Annotated in this window: 16 protein-coding genes; 1 reads left to right on the top strand and 15 read right to left on the bottom strand. The window is 68.2% G+C overall.

Annotated features, from left to right (window positions below):
• Window positions 1–140: 140 nt before the first annotated feature.
• Complete coding sequence (locus BPET_RS03555) at window positions 141–1,130, bottom strand: M23 family metallopeptidase (RefSeq protein ID WP_012247721.1); 990 nt, start codon at window positions 1,128–1,130, stop codon at window positions 141–143.
• A 44-nt stretch (window positions 1,131–1,174) separates the two neighbouring features.
• Here BPET_RS03555 and BPET_RS03550 point away from each other — a divergent pair, with 44 nt between their 5' ends.
• Window positions 1,175–1,666, top strand: a complete 492-nt coding sequence (locus BPET_RS03550; RefSeq protein ID WP_012247720.1) for a DciA family protein — start codon at window positions 1,175–1,177, stop codon at window positions 1,664–1,666.
• A gap of 61 nt (window positions 1,667–1,727) precedes the next feature.
• On the opposite strand, the gene lpxC is transcribed toward BPET_RS03550, so the two are convergent.
• The 14 genes from lpxC to rsmH all read right to left on the bottom strand — a co-directional run bounded on the left by lpxC (window position 1,728) and on the right by rsmH (window position 19,582).
• Window positions 1,728–2,651 (bottom strand): UDP-3-O-acyl-N-acetylglucosamine deacetylase, encoded by a 924-nt coding sequence (lpxC, locus tag BPET_RS03545; RefSeq protein WP_041862678.1) that lies wholly within the window; start codon window positions 2,649–2,651, stop codon window positions 1,728–1,730.
• Window positions 2,652–2,881: 230 nt separating this feature from the next.
• Window positions 2,882–4,063, bottom strand: coding sequence for a cell division protein FtsZ (gene ftsZ / locus BPET_RS03540; RefSeq protein ID WP_012247718.1), 1,182 nt, complete (start codon window positions 4,061–4,063; stop codon window positions 2,882–2,884).
• A gap of 186 nt (window positions 4,064–4,249) precedes the next feature.
• Window positions 4,250–5,476 (bottom strand): cell division protein FtsA, encoded by a 1,227-nt coding sequence (gene ftsA / locus BPET_RS03535; protein ID WP_012247717.1) that lies wholly within the window; start codon window positions 5,474–5,476, stop codon window positions 4,250–4,252.
• 4 nt (window positions 5,477–5,480) lie between these two features.
• On the bottom strand, window positions 5,481–6,305 hold the full coding sequence (locus BPET_RS03530; protein ID WP_012247716.1) for a cell division protein FtsQ/DivIB: 825 nt from the start codon (window positions 6,303–6,305) through the stop codon (window positions 5,481–5,483).
• 12 nt (window positions 6,306–6,317) lie between these two features.
• On the bottom strand, window positions 6,318–7,298 hold the full coding sequence (locus tag BPET_RS03525) for a D-alanine--D-alanine ligase (RefSeq protein WP_012247715.1): 981 nt from the start codon (window positions 7,296–7,298) through the stop codon (window positions 6,318–6,320).
• Entirely contained in the window at window positions 7,295–8,701 is a 1,407-nt protein-coding gene (murC, locus tag BPET_RS03520) for a UDP-N-acetylmuramate--L-alanine ligase (RefSeq protein ID WP_012247714.1), read from the bottom strand. The genes BPET_RS03525 and murC overlap by 4 nt, the downstream gene beginning before the upstream one ends.
• Window positions 8,698–9,771, bottom strand: coding sequence for an undecaprenyldiphospho-muramoylpentapeptide beta-N-acetylglucosaminyltransferase (murG, locus tag BPET_RS03515; protein ID WP_012247713.1), 1,074 nt, complete (start codon window positions 9,769–9,771; stop codon window positions 8,698–8,700). The genes murC and murG overlap by 4 nt, the downstream gene beginning before the upstream one ends.
• Entirely contained in the window at window positions 9,768–10,961 is a 1,194-nt protein-coding gene (ftsW, locus tag BPET_RS03510) for a putative lipid II flippase FtsW (protein WP_012247712.1), read from the bottom strand. Before ftsW ends, murG begins: the two co-directional genes overlap by 4 nt.
• Entirely contained in the window at window positions 10,961–12,490 is a 1,530-nt protein-coding gene (gene murD / locus BPET_RS03505) for a UDP-N-acetylmuramoyl-L-alanine--D-glutamate ligase (protein ID WP_012247711.1), read from the bottom strand. The genes ftsW and murD overlap by 1 nt, the downstream gene beginning before the upstream one ends.
• Window positions 12,487–13,656, bottom strand: coding sequence for a phospho-N-acetylmuramoyl-pentapeptide-transferase (gene mraY, locus BPET_RS03500; protein ID WP_012247710.1), 1,170 nt, complete (start codon window positions 13,654–13,656; stop codon window positions 12,487–12,489). Before mraY ends, murD begins: the two co-directional genes overlap by 4 nt.
• On the bottom strand, window positions 13,646–16,477 hold the full coding sequence (gene murF / locus BPET_RS03495; protein ID WP_012247709.1) for a bifunctional UDP-N-acetylmuramoyl-L-alanyl-D-glutamate--2,6-diaminopimelate ligase MurE/UDP-N-acetylmuramoyl-tripeptide--D-alanyl-D-alanine ligase MurF: 2,832 nt from the start codon (window positions 16,475–16,477) through the stop codon (window positions 13,646–13,648). Before murF ends, mraY begins: the two co-directional genes overlap by 11 nt.
• Window positions 16,474–18,204, bottom strand: coding sequence for a peptidoglycan D,D-transpeptidase FtsI family protein (locus BPET_RS03490; RefSeq protein ID WP_012247708.1), 1,731 nt, complete (start codon window positions 18,202–18,204; stop codon window positions 16,474–16,476). Before BPET_RS03490 ends, murF begins: the two co-directional genes overlap by 4 nt.
• Window positions 18,201–18,491: a cell division protein FtsL gene (ftsL, locus tag BPET_RS03485; RefSeq protein WP_012247707.1), complete on the bottom strand. Its 291-nt coding sequence runs from the start codon at window positions 18,489–18,491 to the stop codon at window positions 18,201–18,203. Before ftsL ends, BPET_RS03490 begins: the two co-directional genes overlap by 4 nt.
• On the bottom strand, window positions 18,491–19,582 hold the full coding sequence (gene rsmH / locus BPET_RS03480; RefSeq protein WP_012247706.1) for a 16S rRNA (cytosine(1402)-N(4))-methyltransferase RsmH: 1,092 nt from the start codon (window positions 19,580–19,582) through the stop codon (window positions 18,491–18,493). The genes ftsL and rsmH overlap by 1 nt, the downstream gene beginning before the upstream one ends.
• Between the last annotated feature and the right edge of the window lies 1 nt (window position 19,583).

The raw sequence follows: 19,583 nt of genomic DNA, 5'->3' as shown, positions 1-19,583 counted from the left end.
GGCGCCCCGCCCCCTGGGGCCGGACTCCGCCCGGGGCGGATTGTTATCTGGTTGAGCGGGCAATTCCGCTGGGAAACAATCGAGTTTAACGCACCTGCGCCCCGGTGGTCCGCCCGGCCGCAAAAGCGCGGCAGATGGCTTCAGCGGGTGACCGGCTGCCCAGCGATGGCCTCGTGCGCCTGCGCCTGCGCCACCACGGGCGGCCGCGCGTCGGGCGATTGCAGGAACAGGCGCGGATCGAGCGGCTGCCCGGCCAGCCGGACCTCGAAGTGCAGATGCGGCCCGGTGGACCGGCCCGTGGACCCTACCCGAGCGATTTCCTGGCCGCGCCCGACCAGGTCGCCGGGCTTGACCAGCAGCTTGGAGGCATGAGCGTAGCGGGTGATCAGGCCATCGCCATGGTCGATCTCGACCGTATTGCCGTAGCCCGTCTGGTAGCTGGCCTCCAGCACCACGCCGCCCGAGGCCGCCAGGATGGGAGTGCCGGACGGGGCGGCGAAATCCAGGCCTTCGTGCATGGCATAGCGGTGCGTGACCGGGTTACGCCGCCAGCCGTACGACGAACTGAGGAACGGGTACTCGGTAATGGGCGGCGTCGAGGGCAGGCGCGCCTGGTCGGCGGAACGGCGCGTCAGCGCGACGTCCAGCATGCGCAGGTTGTCGGTTTGCTGCGCCAGGCGGGCTTGCAGTTCGTCGAGCTGGCGGCCCAGCTGTTCGGCGGATTCGTGCGACGGGGGCTGGCGGTCGGTGAACAGGTCGTCCATGACCTGGCCAGCCTCGGTTGGCGCGTTGATTTCAGCGGCCAGTTCAGGGTCGGTGTAGGCCACCCCGGCCACCTGGGCAACCCGCCGGCCCAGGCCATCGATGCCCACCAGCTTGGCCTGCAGCTCGCCGACCTTGGCGGCAAGCATCCCGACGTTCTCGCGCAGGAAAGCCGCTTCGCGCGCGGGCTGGGTGTCCTGGGCATAGGTCGCCCAGTCGACGGAATACGCGGGAGGCGCAACGGGTGTAAGGTAGCGCTGTACCGTGGCGCCTACCAGGGCCGCGGTCGCGACCACGGCCGCCAGTACCAGGGCCAGCCGCGCGCCGCCCAGCGCCACCTGGCCGGCCTGCCCGTCGCGGGCGTGCATAATCACGATTTTCAAGGTACGTAATCCTGTTTATTCGAGCCGGCATGAACAAACCCGCGCCACACCGCTCACGTTCTTCCGCCAGCCGGCGGGGAAGCAACACCGCGCTGAGCTGGCTGGGTCATGATGCGCGCGGCGCTGGCGTGCTGGCCACCGCGCGCGCGCATCTGCAAATACAGTATGCCGTGGCCAAGGTGCTGCCGCCGGCATTGGCGGCCGTGTGCGTCGTGGCCAAGCTGGAGGGCCAGCGTCTGCAACTGGCAGTGCCCAGCGCCGCGCATGCGGCCAAGCTGCGCCAACTGGCCCCGCGCATCGCACAGACACTCTGCGCCCAAGGCTGGAACCTTAACGAAATTGCCGTCAGGGTTCAAGCGGGAATGCCCAAGCCCGGCGCAAAAAGTCCGCGCCCGCCCAAAGAGGCCGAGCCACTGGGCGACACCGCCCTGGGGGCGTTCGAGCAATTGCGCGAGGAGTTGCGGCCGGGGCCGCTGGCAGATGCGGTAGCCAGGCTGCTGGCGCACCACAAGGGCAGCTAGGGCCTGCCCGTACTAACTAATTAATCGTAAAAGCGGCCACATCGTGGCCGCGCATCGAGCCTCAGGCCAGCTTCCACTCGTGGCGGAACGCCTGGGGCGCCGCCGCCTGCGATTCGTAGGTGACCAGTTCCCAGGCATCGCGCTGGGCCAGCAGCGCGCGCGCCAGCTGGTTGTTCAGTCCGTGGCCCGACTTGCACGCCACGTAGCGCGCCACCAGGGGCTTGCCCAGCAGGTACAGGTCGCCGATGGCGTCGAGGATCTTGTGCTTGACGAACTCGTCGTCGTAGCGCAGGCCATCGCTGTTCAGCACCCGGTATTCGTCCATGACGATGGCGTTGTCGAGGCTGCCGCCGCGGGCCAGCCCCATGGAACGCAGAGCCTCGACTTCGTTGACGAAGCCGAAGGTGCGCGCGCGGGCGATTTCGCGCACGTACGAATGCGTGGCAAAGTCGATCTCGGCGAAATTCGCGGTGGAATCGATGGCCGGGTGACGGAAGTCGATGGAAAACGCCAGCGCGAAACCTTCGTGCGGTTCCAGGCGCGCCCATTTCAGGTTGCGGCCCTCGCCTTCACGGATTTCGACGGGCTTGAGCACCTTGATGAACTGCTTGGGCGCGTTTTGTTCGACAATGCCGGCCGAGCGCAGCAGGTACACGAAGGTGGCCGCGCTGCCATCCATGATGGGCACTTCTTCGGCGGTAAGGTCGACGTGTAGATTGTCGATGCCCAGGCCCGCCAGGGCCGACATCAGGTGTTCGACGGTGGACACGCGCACGTCGCCCTGCTGCAGCACCGATGCCATGCGGGTGTCGCCCACGCCCATGGCCTGCGCAGGCAGGTCGACGACCTGCGGCAGATCGACACGATGAAAGACGATACCGGTATTGGCTTCGGCAGGGCGCAGGGTGAGCTCGACCCGGCGTCCCGAGTGGACACCGACGCCGGTAGTACGGACGAGATTCTGGATGCTGCGCTGTCGAAACATGGAGATATGTGCGGTAGGCGGGCGCCGGTAAAAATCAATGAAATCACCGGCATAAGTGCGTATTGTAACCTCGCCGGCGAGCTTGGCGCCATGTACGCGTAACATTTGCCGACAAGCCTGTCCCCTTTATGGGCGGCGCACGCAGGCGCCGCCCCGCGACCGGCCCACCCGGGGAAAGGCAGGCCGGCGCCGAGGGAGTCGGGCCGGTTCCCCGGCCCGGTGCTGCTACATCAATCCGCCTGCTTGCGCAGGAACGCCGGGATGTCGAAGTGATCCATGCCCGAGCTTTCCAGCGCGCGCACCTGGGCCGACGCCTGGGTGCGCGGGTTGCGCATCACCGACGGCATGTCCAGGTTGCGGTAGTCGCCCTGCTGACCCATCCCGCCCATCATGGGCAGGTTGTCGGTGCCGGTGCGCAGCCCTTCGGCGGCGTTCTGCACCAGTTGGGGACGCGCGGCGTTGCGGCCCAGGCCGGTGGCCACCACCGTCACACGCAGGCTTTCGCCCATCGACTCGTCGTAGGCCGTGCCGAAGATCACGGTCGCGTCGTCCGAAGCGTAGCTGCGGATCGTTTCCATGATTTCGCGCGTTTCGCGCATCTTCAGCGAGCGGCTGGCGGTAATGTTGACCAGCACCCCGCGGGCGCCGTTCAGGTCCACGCCTTCCAGCAGCGGGCATGCGATGGCCTGCTCGGCAGCCACGCGGGCGCGGTCGGCGCCGCTGGCGGTCGCCGTGCCCATCATGGCCTGGCCCTGCTCGCCCATGATCGTCTTGACGTCTTCGAAGTCGACGTTGACATTGCCTTCGACGTTGATGATCTCGGCAATGCCGGCGCACGCATTGTGCAGGATGTCGTCGGCGGACTTGAAGCAGTCTTCCTGCGTCGCGTCCTCGTCCATCAGCTCATACAGGTTCTCGTTGAGCACCACGATCAGCGAATGCACGTGCTTGGCGAGTTCGGCGATGCCGTCCTCGGCCATCTTCAGGCGCTTGTTGCCTTCGAAGCTGAATGGCTTGGTGACCACGCCGACGGTGAGAATGCCAAGTTCCTTGGCAACCTCGGCCACGACGGGGCCCGCGCCCGTGCCGGTGCCGCCGCCCATGCCGGCGGTAATGAACACCATGTGCGCGCCGGTCAGGGCCGAACGGATTTCCTCGCGCGCGGTTTCCGCCGATGCGCGGCCCTGTTCGGGCTTGGCGCCAGCGCCCAGGCCGGTGCGGCCCAGGCGGATCTGCACCGGCGCATTGGTGGCCGCCAGCGCCTGCGCGTCGGTATTGGCGCAGATGAAATCCACGCCGTTGACGCCGCTGCGGATCATGTGGGCAACGGCGTTGCCGCCGGCGCCGCCAACACCCACGACCTTGATAACGGTCCCTTTGGTGTTGTTCTCAAGCATCTCAAAGTTCATCATGATGACTCCCTCACAAGTCTGAATATGCAAATCACAAAAATTCCCCAACAACCTATCTTTTGTGAATCGCCTCAAAGCCGAAGCCGGCCGGATGGTCCGCAACGGGTTTGAGACGTCTCCCCTTTCGCCCGTTCCGCCCTCTCGGGCGGCGCGGGCCAGGGACAGGCCCCAGTCTGTCCCTGCAAATCAGTTCATGAACCACTCCTTCATGCGCGCCAGCAGCGACTTGAAGCTGCCGGTCTGGGCAGCCACCTTGCGGCCCCGCACGCGCTGCATGCGCGCCTCTTGCAGCAGCCCCATCACCGTCGAGAAACGCGGGTTGCGCATCACATCGGACAGGCTGCCTTCGTAATCAGGCACCGCCACGCGCACCGGCTTCAGGAACACGTCTTCGGCCAGCTCGATCATGCCGGGCAGTTGCGCCGTGCCGCCGGTCAGCACCACGCCCGAGGCCAGCAGGTCTTCGTAGCCCGAGTCGCGCACCACCTGCTGCACCAGCGAGAACAGTTCTTCGACGCGCGGCTCGATCACCGCGCCCAGCGCCTGGCGCTTGACCTGGCGCGGGCCACGGTCGCCCAGGCCGGGAACCTCGACGGTTTCGTCGGGCCGCGCCAGCACTTGCTTGGCCACCCCGTAGCGCAATTTGATTTCCTCGGCATCCGGCGTGGGCGTGCGCAGCATGGCCGCGATGTCGTTGGTGATCTGGTCGCCGGCAATGGGCAGGACCGCGGTGTGGCGAATCGCGCCGCCGGTGAAGATGGCCACGTCGGTCGTGCCGCCGCCAATGTCCACCAGCACGACGCCCAGCTCTTTCTCATCGGCCGTCAGGCAGGCCAGGCTGGACGCCAGCGGCTGCAGAATCAGGTCCTGCACTTCCAGGCCGCAGCGGCGCACGCACTTGACGATGTTCTGCGCCGCGCTGACCGCGCCGGTCACGATGTGCACCCGCACTTCCAGGCGCAGGCCGCTCATGCCGATGGGTTCGCGGATGTCTTCCTGGCCGTCGACGATGAATTCCTGCGTCAGCACGTGCAGCACCTGCTGATCGGTGGGAATGTTCACTGCCTTGGCGGTCTCGATGACCCGCGCGACATCGGTGGCGGTGACCTCCTTGTCTTTCACGGCCACCATCCCGCTGGAATTGAAGCTGCGGATATGGCTGCCGGCGATGCCGGTATAGACGTCGCGGATCTTGCAGTCGGCCATCAGCTCCGCTTCTTCAAGCGCTCGCTGGATGGAATTGACGGTGGTCTCGATGTTGACGACCACGCCCTTGCGCATGCCGCGCGACTCGTGCTGGCCCAGGCCCAGCACTTCGAAGCGCCCTTCCGGCAGGATTTCGGCGACCACGGCCACCACCTTGCTGGTGCCGATATCGAGGGCGACGATGAGGTCCTTGATGTCACGGGTCATGGCGTTAACGCTTCTTCGAAGAAGTGGATGGAGATTTCGGTTTGGATTGCCCGTCGGCCAGCGGCGCCAGCGACAGCGCGAATCCGTTCGGGTAGCGCAGGTCGGCCTGCGTGACGTTGCGGCCTTCCAGGCGGCTGGTCACCGCGGGCCAGGCCTGCACGAAGCGCTGGATGCGCGCGGCAAACGGCAGCGCGCCGGGCAGGCCATGCGGATCGGGCGCATCGGCCCCCGGGTCGCGGCCCAGGTCGAGCACCATGCCGTTGGACAGCGTGGCCTTCCAGGCGTAGCGGGCGCTCAAGTCCAGCTCGCGCACATGCAGGTCCAGCGGGGCGAACCAGCGCGCCAGCTCGGCGTAGCGCTGCACAACCAGCCCCTCGGACCCCTCCGGCCCCGAGAACTGCGGCAGCACCGTATCGTCGTCCAGCTCGCCGGTATTGGCCGTGAACGCTTCGCCCCAGGTATTGATCATCTGGTTCTCGTTCCACAGCGCCAACGGCTGCTGCTCTTCGATGCGCACACGCAACGTGTCCGGCCAGATGCGCCGTATTGACGCCCGCCGCACCCACGGCACCGACTCGAACACCTCGCGCGCCTGGTCCAGGTCGACCGTGAAGAAATTGCCCTCGAAGCGCCGCGCGATCACCGCGCGCACCGCTTCCGCAGACACATAGCGCAGCTCGGAGTCGGGCGCCGCCTCGAGCTCGATGGCCGACAGCGTGAAATACGGACGATGCGCCACCCACACCACGCCAGCGGCGAGCATGGCCACCACCGCCAGCACGGCCAGCGTGTTGGCGATCAGGTTGGTGGTGCGCGCGTCGTTCCACACAGATTGTCCCGGTCAAGAGTTGCGCGCGGGGCTGTGCACTTTGCATGCAGCCTCCGACACAATGGATACACATAATTCGGCGTAGCTCATGCCTATGGCCTTGGCCGCCATGGGCACCAGCGAATGGCTCGTCATGCCGGGCGAGGTATTGGCTTCCAGCAGCCAGGGGCGGTTGTCCGCGTCCAGCATGAAGTCGATACGTCCCCAGCCGGCGCAGCCCAGTGCGCGATATGCGCGCACCGCCAGGTCGGCCACCTCGGCGGCCACCGCGTCGGGCAGGTCGGCAGGGCAAAAATACTGAGTCTCGTCCGAAAAATATTTGTGCTCGTAGTCGTAATTGCCGCCAGGCGCCACGATCTCGATCACCGGCAGCGCGTGCGCCGCGGCACCCGTGCCCAGCACGGCCACAGTCAGTTCGCGCCCGGCGATGAACTGCTCGGCCAGCACCTCGTCGTCGAACTTGGCGGCCTGGGCGTAGCCTTCTTTCATGTCGGAATAGCCCGCCACCTTGGTGATGCCCACGGTCGAACCCTCGTGCGGCGGCTTCAGGATCAGCGGCAGCCCCAGCCGGTCGGGCACGGTGCGCAGTTCGGCCTGTGCGTCCAGCACCTCGAAGGCAGGCGTGCGCAGGCCGTGCTGCAGCCACACGCGCTTGGTCATGATCTTGTCCATGGACAAGCTGGAGGCCATGGGCCCGCTACCCGTATAGGGCAGGCCCAGCAGCTCCAGGGCGCCCTGCAAGGTGCCGTCTTCGCCGTAGCGGCCATGCAGCGCAATGAATACACGGTCGAACCCGGCCGCCGCCAGCTCGGCCAGCGTACGCTCGCCGGTGTCGAACAGGTGGGCGTCCACGCCCGCCGACAGCAGGGCCTGGTGCACGCCTTTGCCCGACATCAGCGAAACGTCGCGCTCGGCCGACCGGCCGCCGTACAGAACGCCCACTTTGCCCAGCGCCTTGGCGTCGGGACGGGGCCGGGTCACGGATTGGTTCATGCCAGTTCTCCCACCAGGCCGGGCACCTTGCTGATCGAGCCCGCACCCATCACCACCACCACGTCGCCGTCGCGCACGAAGTCCAGCACGGCTTGCGGCAGGTCGGCCACGTCTTCGACGAACACCGGCTCGATGCGGCCCGCCACCCGCAGGGCGCGTGCCAGCGCCCGGCCGTCGGCCGCCACCAGCGGCGGCTCGCCGGCCGCGTAGACTTCGGTCAGCAGCACCGCGTCGGCGCCGCCCAGCACGCGCACGAAGTCTTCGAAGCAATCGCGCGTGCGGGTGTAGCGGTGCGGCTGGAACGCCAGCACGATGCGCCGATCGGGCCACGCGCCACGCGCGGCTGCCAGGGTGGCCGCCATCTCGACGGGATGATGGCCATAGTCGTCGATCAGGGTGAACGTGCCGCCGCCATGGGCAGCCGGCACCGGAAATTCACCGGTTTGCGTAAAGCGGCGCCCCACCCCCTTGAACGAGGCGAGCGCCTGGGCGATGGCCTCGTCGGGCACGCCCAGCTCGGTGGCCACGGCCACCGCGGCCAGCGCGTTGCGCACGTTGTGCAGGCCCGGCAAATTCAGCTCGATGGCCAGCGGCGGCAGCGCCGTGGCGCGGTCCTGGCGCTGCACCGTGAAGCGCATGCGGGTGCCGTCGGCCTGCACGTTTTCGCCGCGCACATGAGCGTCGGGGCTCAGTCCGTAAGTGGTGATCGGCCGCGATACGAACGGCATGATCTCGCGCACGTTGGCGTCATCGGCGCACAACACCGCGCTGCCATAGAACGGCAGGCGTTGGGTGAACTCGATGAACGCGCTCTTGAGCCGGGCGACGTCATGGCCGTAGGTGTCCATGTGATCGGCATCGATGTTGGTCACGATGGCCATCACCGGAAGCAGGTTCAGGAACGAGGCGTCCGATTCGTCGGCCTCGACCACGATGTACTCACCTTGACCCAACCGCGCGTTGGCGCCGGCCGACGTCAGGCGGCCGCCGATCACGAAGGTCGGGTCCAGGTCGCCGGCGGCCAGCACGCTGGCCACCAGGCTGGTGGTGGTGGTCTTGCCGTGCGTGCCAGCCACGGCGATGCCGCGCTTCAGGCGCATCAGCTCGGCCAGCATGATGGCACGCGGCACCACCGGAATGCCGGCAGCCCGTGCGGCGATCACCTCGGGGTTGTCGCCCGCCACCGCGGTGGACGTGACGATGGCGCCAGCGCCCGCCACGTTGGCGGCCGTGTGGCCGATGGCCACGTGCGCGCCCAGGCCCGCCAGGCGGCGGGTGACAGCCGATTCCTGCAGGTCGGACCCGCTGATGGTGTAGCCCAGGTTGAGCAACACCTCGGCAATGCCGCTCATGCCCGATCCGCCGATGCCGACGAAATGAATATGCTGGATTCTGTGTTTCATGATGGACGCCTCGCTGCCTGTTCGCAGACATCGGCGATATCGGCCGCCGCCTGGGGACGCGCATGCTGGCGCGCCCGTTCGGCCACCGCCAGGAGTTCGGGCCGGGTGCGCTGGCGCAGCCAGTCGGCCAGCCACTCGGGAGTCAGTTCGCCCTGCGGGCACAGCCAGGCAGCCTGCGCATCGCTCAGGAAGCGCGCATTGGCGGTCTGGTGGTCGTCGATGGCGTGCGGGAACGGCACGAACAGCGCGGCCACGCCCGCCGCGGCGACTTCAGCCACCGTCATGGCGCCGGCGCGGCACACCAGCAGATCGGCCTGGCCCATGGCGTCCGCCATGTCTTCAATGAAGTCGCGGCAATCGGCCGGCACGCCGGCCTGAGCATAGGCCTCGCGCAAGGACTGCTGGTGCTGCGCGCCAGCCTGGTGAATGACCTGCGGACGCGCCTGCGGGTCGATCAGGGCCAGGGCGCGCGGCAGGGTCGTATTCAAAGCGTGCGCTCCCAGGCTGCCGCCCACCACCAGCATGCGCAGCGGACCCGTACGTCCCGCATAGCGGTCCGCCGGTCCGGGCAGCGCGCACACATCCCGGCGCACCGGGTTGCCCAGCACTTCGCCGCGCGGCAGCACATCGGGAAAGCCGCTCAGCACGCGGCGCGCCAGGCGGGCCAGCCAGCGGTTGGCCGTGCCGGCCACGGCGTTCTGCTCATGCACCACCAGAGGCAGGCCGCGCAGGGCAGCCATCATGCCGCCCGGGAAGGCCACATAGCCGCCCATGCCCAGCACCACATCGGGGCGCACGCGCGTCAGATGCCCCCAGGCCTGCGAGCAGGCGCGCAGCAGCAGGAACGGCAGTTTCAGCATGGCGGCCACGCCGCGGCCGCGCACACCCTGGAAATGCATGGGCACCAGGTCGATGCCGCGCGGCGGCACCAGCCGGCCTTCCATTTTGTCGGGGTTGCCCAGCCACAGCACGCGCCAGCCGCGCTCGCGCAGCACGTCGGCCACCGCCAGCCCGGGCATGATGTGCCCGCCGGTGCCGCCAGCCATGATGAGAACGGTGGGCGCGTTCATGTGCGGCCTCCGCGCATCATGATGCGGTTTTCGATGTCCACGCGCAGCATCAGGGCCAGTCCGCAAAGGTTCATCACCACGCCCGAGCCGCCATAGCTCATCAGAGGCAATGTCAGCCCCTTGGTGGGCAGCAGGCCCAGGCACACGCCCATATTGATGAACGCCTGCACGCCGAACCAGATGGCCACGCCGTGCGCCACCAGCCCGGCGAACGTGCGCTCCATGGCGATGGCCTGCCGGCCGATGTCGAAGCCGCGCTGGACCAGCACGGCAAACAGCATGATCACGAGCAGCACGCCGGCAAAGCCGAGTTCTTCGCCCACTACCGCCATCAGGAAGTCGGTGTGCGCCTCGGGCAGGTAATGCAGTTTTTCCACGCTGGCGCCCAGGCCGACGCCCAGCCATTCGCCACGGCCCAGCGCGATCAGGGAGTGCGACAACTGGTACGCGCTGCCGTACGCATTGGCGTCGTTCCAGGGGTCCAGGTAAGCGAACAGGCGGGCGCGACGCCACGGCGACAGCCAGATCAGCGCCAGGAAGGTGCTGACCAGCACCGCCAGCAGGCTGCTGAAGTACTTGCCGTTGATGCCGCCCAGAAACAGGATGCCCACGGCGATCGCCACGATCACGATGAACGCGCCCAGGTCGGGCTCGAGCAGCAGCAGCATGCCCACCCCGCCCAGCGCGCAGGCCATCGGCAGGAAGCCGCGCGAGAAGGCCTGCATGTGCTCTTGCTTGCGCACCGTGTAGTCGGCGGCATACAGCAGCGCGGCCAGCTTCATCAGTTCGGACGGCTGAAAATTCAAGGGGCCCAGCGGTATCCAGCGATGGGCGCCGTTGACTTCGTGGCCCACGCCGGGAATCAGCACCAGCACCAACAGCGCCAGCGACGCCATGAAGCCGGGCATCGCCAGCCGCTGCCAGACCCGCATCGGCACCACCAGCACCACCGCGCCCGCCATCAGTCCGGCGCACAGGAACAGGCCGTGCCGCAGCACGAAATAGTAGCGGCCGTACGAGGCATAGCGCGGGCCGTCGGCCAGCGCGATGGAAGCCGAATACACCATCAGCAACCCGAGCAACAACAGCGTGGTGGCGGCCAGCACCAGCGGCGCATCGTAGTTGCGCATGCGGGTGCGCCCGGGGCGCACGGCGTTGACGCTGGCGGTCAGGTCGGCGATCAGGCTCATCACACCTCTCCCCGGTCGCGGGCCAGGTCTTCGACCTCTTCCGCGAACACCGCGCCGCGATGCGGGTAATTGCGGAACATGTCCATGCTGGCGCAGGCCGGCGACAGCAGCACCGCGTCGCCCGGCTGCGCCAGCTCGGCGCCACGGCGCACCGCGTCGCGCATGTCTTGCGCGGCTACGCAGGGCACGCCCGTATCGGCCAGCACCCGGCCGATCTCGGGCCCGTCGGTGCCGATCAGCACCACGGCGCGCGCATGGCGGGTCACCACGGGCGCCAGCGGCGAGAAATCCTGCCCCTTGCCCAGGCCGCCCGCGATCAGCACCACCGGCTGGCCCAGTCCTTCCAGGGCCGCCACTGTGGCGCCCACGTTAGTGCCCTTGCTGTCGTTGATGTAGTCGACCTCGCCAATCGTGCGCACGAACTCGGCGCGATGGGGTTCGCCGGTGTACTCGCGCAAGGCGCGCAGCATCGGGCCCCAGCCGATATTCAGCACGCGCGCCAGCTGCAGCGCCGCCAGGGCATTCAGGCCGTTGTGCTGGCCGCGGATACGCAGCGCGTCGAGCGGCATCAGCCGGCTGATGCGCCCGGCGCCGCGGCGCGGCGGCGGGGCGTCTTTCTTGCGCCGCGCGGGCGGCGCGGGTTCGTCGAAATCATTGGGCTCGCAGGCCACCAGCCAGGCCATGCCCTGGCCCAGCTCCAAACCCATGTCGCCCACCAGTTCCGGCAGGTCGCGGCCGAAACTGCGTACGTCCATGGCGGGTAGCGCCTCGACCATGCCGGCCACGCGCGGGTCGTCGCGGTTGACGATCGAGACGCGCGCCATCTTCAGCAGGCGCGCCTTGGCCTGCGCATAGGCGTCCATGCCGCCGTGCCAGTCCAGATGGTCTTGCGTCACGTTGAGCACGACAGCGGCATCGGCCATCAGGCTGCGGGTGGTCTCGAGCTGGAAGCTGGACAGCTCCAGCACCCACACCTGCGGCAGGTCGTCAGCATCCAGCGCATCGATCAGCGCGGCCAGCGCGGCCGGGCCTATGTTGCCGGCGGCGCGTACTGTCATGCCGCCGGCCTCGACCAGCTGGCGGGTCAAGGCGGTGACGGTGGTCTTGCCGTTGGTGCCGGTCACGGTCAGCAGACGCGGCCGGTAATCGCGGGACTCGGCCAGTTCGGCCAGGGCGCGGGCAAACAGTTCGATCTCGCCCACTACCTCGACGCCGCGCGCGGCGGCCTGCTCCAGCAGGTCGCGGGCCGGCGCCTGCCCGGGCGCCAGGCCGGGGCTCAATACCAATTGTGAAACCCCATCGAGCAGCGCGGCATCGAAGGCCTCGCCGCAACCCAGGCGGTAATCGACCTGCGCATCGGCCAGCGCGGCGCGCACGGCCGCCAGCCCGCCGGGCTCGGCACGGGTATCGGCCACGCGCAGGGCAGCCCCTTGCCGGGCGCACCAGCGCGCGGCAGCCACGCCCGTCTCGCCCAATCCCAGGATCAGGACAAGCGGCGCGTCGGCACGAGGGGTTTCGGAACTGTTCATCGCAACTTCAAGGTGGAAAGGCCGATCAGCACCAGCATCATGCTGATGATCCAGAAACGCACGACGACCTGGGTTTCTTTCCAGCCGCCGACTTCAAAATGGTGGTGCAGCGGCGCCATGCGGAAAATGCGCCGCCCCTGGCCGTACTTGCGCTTGGTGTACTTGAACCAGGTCACTTGCATCATTACTGACAGCGTCTCGACCACGAACACGCCGCCCATGATGAACAGCACGATTTCCTGCCGCACGATCACCGCGATAGTGCCCAGCGCGCCGCCCAGCGCCAGCGCGCCCACGTCGCCCATGAACACCTGGGCCGGGTAGGCGTTGAACCACAGGAACGCCAGGCCGGCGCCCGCGATGGCCGCGCACAGCACCATCAATTCGGCGGCGCCGGGTATGTACGGGAACAGCAGGTACTTGGAATAGTCGACCCGGCCGACCACGTAGGCGAAGATGCCCAGCGCGCTGCCCACCATGACGGTGGGCATGATGGCCAGGCCGTCCAGGCCGTCAGTCAGGTTCACGGCATTGCTGGTGCCCACGATCACCGCCCAGGTCAACGCCACGAACCCCAGCACGCCCAGCGGATAACTGACCGACTTGAAGAACGGCACGATCAGGTCGGCGCGGGTCGGCAAGGGCATGGCAAAGCCGCTGCTCACCCAGGCCTTGAACAAGGGCCACAGTTCGGTGTTGGCCGGCGCCGAAACCGCGAAGGCCAGGTACACCGCCGCCACCAGGCCAATGGTGGCCTGCCAGAAGAATTTCTGCCGGGCCGGCATGCCCTCCGGGTCGCGATAGACCACCTTGCGGTAGTCGTCCATCCAGCCTATCCACCCGAAGCCGAAGGTCACCAGCAGCACGACCCACACGAAGCGGTTGGTCCAGTCGGCCCACAACAGCGTGCTGATGGCAACCGCGATCAGGATCAGCGCGCCGCCCATGGTGGGCGTGCCGGTCTTGACCAGATGCGACTCGGGGCCATAGGCGCGCACCGCCTGGCCGATCTTCATTTCGGTCAGCTTGCGTATCACGCGCGGGCCCGCCACCAGGCCGATCAGCAACGCGGTGGCGCAGGCCAGCACCGCCCGCATGGTGATGTATTCCAGCACGCCGATCGCGCGCACGTCGTCGGACAGCCAACGGGCGATTTCAAGCAGCATGCGGATCTCCCTGGCGCTCGGCCGTCGTCTTGTTATTGTTGGTCACCAGCACCTTCACCACCCGCTCCATGCGCATAAAGCGCGAACCTTTCACCAATAAGCTGGCTGGCCGCGCGCCACGCAGCGCCGCCACGATTTCATCAACCGACGCGCAAGCCAGCGCGCCCGGGCCAAATGCGGCCGCACTGTCGCGGCTGGCCTCGCCCAGCGTGTACAGCGTATCGATGCCGTGCTGGCGGGCGTACTCGCCCACCTCACGATGCATGGCCGGCCCGTTGTCGCCCACTTCGCCCATGTCGCCCAGCACCAGGGCCCGTGGCGCCGGCAGCCGAGCCAGCACGTCCACCGCCGCGCGCACCGAATCCGGGTTGGCGTTGTAGGTGTCGTCGATCAGTATCGTGCCGTCGTCCAGCGTCTGGCGCTGCATGCGTCCGGCCACCGCGCTGAAGGCCGACAGCGCCCGTACGGCGCCGGCCAGCGGCGCGCCCGCGGCCAGGGCCGCGGCGATGGCCGCCAGCGCGTTGCGCAGGTTGTGCAGGCCCGCCACCGGCAAGACCAGGTCGGCGCTACCAGCCGGCGTGACCACACGGCAGCGCGTATCGTGCGGCGTGGCGTCGATCTGCTCGGCATAAACGTCCAACCCCGGCTGCAGCCCGAAGCGCAGCACGCGGCGAGCGCCGGCCTGGGCTTCCCAGATGCCGCAGTGCGGATCGTCGCCAGGGAACACCGCCACGCCGTCTTCCGGCAGGGCCTCGATGCTGGCGCCATTTTCTTGCGCCACGGCCTCGACCGAATGCATGAACTCCTGGTGCTCGCGCTGGGCATTGGTGACCAGGGCGACCGAGGGCGCGGCCAAAGCGGCCAGCACCGCGATTTCGCCGGGATGGTTCATGCCCAGCTCGATCACCGCGGCGCGATGCTGTGCGCGCAGGCGCAGCAGCGTCAGAGGCACGCCGATGTCGTTGTTGAAGTTGCCCGCCGTGGCCAGGCGACCCGCCTCACCCTGCCAGTCGGCCAGGATGGCTGCAATCATTTCTTTAGTAGTGGTCTTGCCGTTGCTGCCCGCCACGCCGATCACCGGCAGCGAGTAGCGAGCGCGCCATGCCGCGCCGATGCGCTGCAGCGCCTGGCGCGTGTCGCCCAGCACCAGCTGCGGCAGCGACGCGCCATCGACCGGATGCGCCACGATGGCCGCGCATGCGCCAGCGGACTCGGCCTGCGCCAGATAGGCATGGCCGTCGAACTGCTCGCCAGTCAGCGCCAGGAACACTTCGTTGGCGCCGATGCTGCGGGTATCGGTGGACAGCGCCCCGGCGTGCGGCAGCAACAGAGCCAGCCGCGCCCATTCCCGGTCATCGAAGGGCAGCTTGACGCCACCCGCGTCCTGGTAGGTTTCGTGGCCCTTGCCTGCCAGCAGGACGACGTCATCCGGGTCGGCGGCCCAGATGGTCTGCATGATGGCGCGCGCGCGGTCGGCCTCGACCTGCAGGCGCGCGCCACGCGGAATACCGGCAACGATCTGCGCGATGATGGCGGCCGGATCTTCGCCGCGCGGGTTGTCGCTGGACACCGTGATCTTGTCGGCCAGATCGGCGGCAATGCGGCCCATTTCCGGGCGCTTGCCCGTGTCGCGCTCGCCACCGCAGCCGAACAGGCACACCAGCCGGCCGCCGCGCGCGTCGGCCACCGGCCGCAGAGCCGCCAAGGCCCTAGCCAGCGAGTCGGGCGTATGGGAATAATCAACCACGACCAGCGGCCCCCGGCCCGTGGCCCCAAGGGCGCGCAAGGGCAGCGGCGAGACCACCTGCAGGCGGCCGGCAACCGGCCGGGTAGCGGCCAGCGCGCGGGCAAGCTGCGCCAACGGCCAACCCAGCTTGTACAGCACGCCGGCAACCAGCAGCAGGTTCGATACGTTGTGACGGCCCAGCAGCGACGTCACCACCTGCGCTTCGCCGTCGGGCGTGGCCAACGTAAACACCTGGCCGTGCGCCGTGGCCTGCAGTTCGCGCGCCTGGAAGGCCGTGGGTACATCCTGCTGGGTGTAGCCCAGCGCCAGGCCGCGCGGCAGCGTGCGCAGCAGGCGCTCGCCGGCCGCATCGTCGGCATTGATGACAGCCGCGGCCAGGCCGGGCCATTGGAACAAGCGCGCCTTGGCTTGCTCGTAGCGCTCCATCGAGCCGTGGTAGTCGAGATGGTCGCGCGTCAGGTTCGTGAAGCCGGCCACGGCAATGCGCACGCCGTCCAGCCGGCCCTGCTCGATGCCGATAGACGAGGCCTCCAGCGCCACTGCCTGGGCGCCGGCGGCGCGCATGGCAGCCAGGATGCGGTGCATGCTCAGCACGTCCGGTGTGGTCAGTTCACCGCCCAGCGTGCGTCCGTCCGGCAACATGGCGCCCAGGGTGCCGATGCTGCCGCAGGGCTTGCCGGCATCGGTCAGCGTCTGGGCCACCCATTGGACGCAGGAAGTCTTGCCATTGGTGCCGGTAACCGCGACCACGCTCAGGGCAGCCGAAGGGCGGCCGTACCAGTCGTCGGCCAGTTCGCCCAGCAACTCGCGCAGGTCGGGCACGGCGCGCACGCGCGCGTCGGTGGCCACATCGCCCGGCGCCGGCGCCTGGCACAGCACCGCGGCCGCGCCGCGCGCCAGGGCCTGGCCGATGAACGCGCGGCCGTCTGCCGAACCGCCGGAGCAGGCAACAAACACATCGCCCGCCGCCACGTCGCGCGAATCCAGCCGCAAATGTGCGCCGGCCGCCACGCGCGCGCGCAGCCAGGCCAGCGCATCGGCGGCCGCGGCGGCGAGAGGACGGACCGTGCTCATCGCGAAGTCTCCTGCACGCCGGCCACAATCGTGGACTCGAACGGCGCATCGGGCTGCACGCCCATCATGCGCAGGCTGCCACCCACAATGGTCGAAAACACCGGCGCGGCGATGGCCCCGCCGTAGTACCCGCCAACCTTGGGCTCGTCGATGGACACGGCCACGACGATGCGCGGATTGGATACCGGCGCGAAACCGACGAACGAACTGCGGTAGCGCTGGGTGCTGTATTTGCCGTCGACGATCTTGCGCGCGGTGCCGCTCTTGCCCGCCACCCGGTAGCCTTGCACTTGCGCCGCCTTGGCGCCGTCAGGGCCTGCCGCGGCCTCGAGCATGGAACGAATCAGCTGCGCCACCTTGGGGCTATACACCTTGACGCTGGTGGGATCGCTGTCGCGCTTGACCAGGGTGGGCGACACCATGTCGCCGTCGCGGGCAAACACCGTGTAGGCGCGCGCCACCTGCAACAGCGACACCGACAACCCGTACCCGTAGGCCATTGTGGCTTTTTCGATCAGGCGCCAGCGATCCCAGGGGCGCAGGCGCCCCGGCGCCGCGCCGGGGAACCCCAGTTGCGGCGCGCGGCCGAAGCCCAGCTCGGTGAAGCGCTCCCACATTTCGCGCGATTCGAGCTTTTCCGAGATCAGCGTCATGCCGATGTTGCTGGACCGGCGCAACACGCCGGCCACGTTCAACGTGCCGTTGCGACTGACGTCGTGGATGGTGGAGCCCTGGTAGCGGAGCGCGCCATTGCCCGTCTCGAATTGCGTGCTGGCATTGATGCGGCCCAGGTCGAGCGCCAGCGCGGCGGTAAACGGCTTCATGATCGAGCCTGGCTCGAACGTATCGGTGATGGCGCGGTTGCGCAGATTGGGCGCGTGGAAGGTCTCGCGGCGGTTCGGATCGAAAGTGGGCAGGCTGGCCAGGGCCAGGATCTCGCCGGTATGCACGTCCATGACAATGGCGCTGGCCGCGCCGGCCTGGTGCTTCTGCATGGCTTCGTTCAGCTCGCGAAACACCAGGTACTGCAGCCGGGCATCGATCGACAAGTTCAAGTCGCGGCCATTGACCGGCAGGGTCACTGCCTGCACGTCTTCAATGACGCGGCCCAGCCGGTCCTTGATGACCCGGCGGCTGCCCGGCGTGCCGGACAGCAGGTCGTTGAACGCCAGCTCCACGCCTTCCTGGCCTTTGTCCTCGATGCTGGTAAAGCCCACCAGGTGGGCCGTGACTTCGCCATCGGGGTAGTAGCGGCGCGTTTCGGGCTGCTGGTGAATGCCCGGCACGTCCAGTTTCTTGATCTGGTCGGCGACTTCCATGGGCACCTGGCGCTTCAGGTACACGAAGTTGCGGTCTTCGTCGGCCAGCCGGCCGCGCAGATCGGCCACCGAAGTTTCCAGCAGCTTGGCCAGGTCGGCCAGCTGTGCGCCGGTGGCGGGCTTGACGTCCTCGGGAATGGCCCAGATGGCGCGTGCCGGCACGCTCGAGGCCAGCACGACGCCATTGCGGTCCAGGATCTTGCCGCGGGTGGCCGACAGGGTCAGGGTGCGCTCATAGCGGCGCTCGCCCTGCTGTTGCAGAAATTCGGTAGACAGGCCCTGCAAGTACAGGGCGCGCCCGGCCAGCACGGCGAAACCGCCGAACAGCATCAGCAGCACCAGGCGCGCACGCCAGGTGGGCAACTGCCCGCGCAGCACCGGGTTGTCGAAGAACGGCACGCGCTTCATTGCGCGCCTCCGGCAGCCGGGATTGGCGGCTGGTTCAGGTACAACGTGCGGTCGGGCACGATGGGAATCATTTTCAGGTCCGCGCGAGCGGCGTGGTCCACGCGGGCGTTGCGCGCCAGCTCGGCGCGCTCGAGCTGCAGGCGGCGCCAGTCGGTGTCCAGCGTGCGGGCCTGGGCATTGCTGCGGTCGAGCTCAATGAACAGTTGGCGCGACTGGTACCGGCTGGTAACCAGCGAAATCGCCGACAGCATCAGCAGGGCGGCCAGAAGCAAAGCGGTGCGTCCCATCAGTGCGGCCTCCGTCGAGCGCCGCGCCGCGCCGGGGCGGCTTCACCCGGCACGCGCATGGCCGGCACGAACGCGGCCGCGCCATCAGCGCCCAGCGGTTCCGTGGTGCGTTCGGCTACGCGCAGCACGGCCGAGCGAGCCCGGGCGTTGCCGGCAATTTCCTCGTCGTCGGCCTGGACGCGGCCCAGAGAGCGGTACAGCGGCTGCGGCAATTCGCTTTCGCGCAGGGGCAGGCGCGCATGCGCGACGGCCGGCCTGGCCGCCGCCGCGATGCACTGCTTGACCATGCGGTCTTCAAGCGAATGAAAGCTGATCACCGCCAACCTCCCCCCCGGGGCAAGCAGCTCTAGAGCTGACGCGAGGGCGCGCGAGAGCTCTTCGAGTTCCCGATTGATGTAAATCCGTAGAGCCTGAAAGGTGCGTGTGGCCGGATGCTGCCCCTTTTCGCGCGTGCGGACGGCGCTGGCGACGCACTCGGCAAGCTCGAGCGTGGTGCGCAGCGGCCGTGTTGCGCGGCGAGCAGCAATCGCCTTTGCAACCTGAAAAGCAAACCGTTCTTCGCCATAATCTGCTATGACCTCCCGCATTTCATCCACGCTGGCTTGCGCCAGCCAATCCGCCACCGTCGGGCCGCGGGTCGTATCCATTCGCATGTCGAGCGGGCCTTCGCGCATGAACGAAAAGCCCCGCCCGGCGTCATCCAACTGAGGGGACGACACCCCCAGGTCCAGCATCACGCCATCGATCGACTCGATACCGCGCGCCGCCAATTCTTCGCGCATGGCGGCAAAACCGCCGTGCACCACTGTCACCCTGGCATCGCCAGCGGCCAATTCGTTGGCCACCGCGATCGCCTGGGGATCTTTGTCGAACACCACCAGCCGTGCCTCGGGACCCAGCCGCCGCAACAGCTCGCGGCTGTGGCCGCCACGCCCGAAGGTGCCGTCGACGAACACCCCGCGCTGCGCCCTTGCATCGGCCTGCGCGCCATCCTGCCGACCCGACCGTGCCGCGCCCTTGCCGGCGAAATCAGCCAGCAGCAACGCATCCACCGTCGGCGCCAGCAGCACGGGCCGATGTTCGAATTCCATA

The sequence above is a fragment of the Bordetella petrii genome, from assembly GCF_000067205.1.
Classification (GTDB): domain Bacteria; phylum Pseudomonadota; class Gammaproteobacteria; order Burkholderiales; family Burkholderiaceae_B; genus Bordetella_A; species Bordetella_A petrii.
Note: the sequence above shows the minus strand (reverse complement) of the source record. Positions and strands in the feature narration are given on the sequence as shown.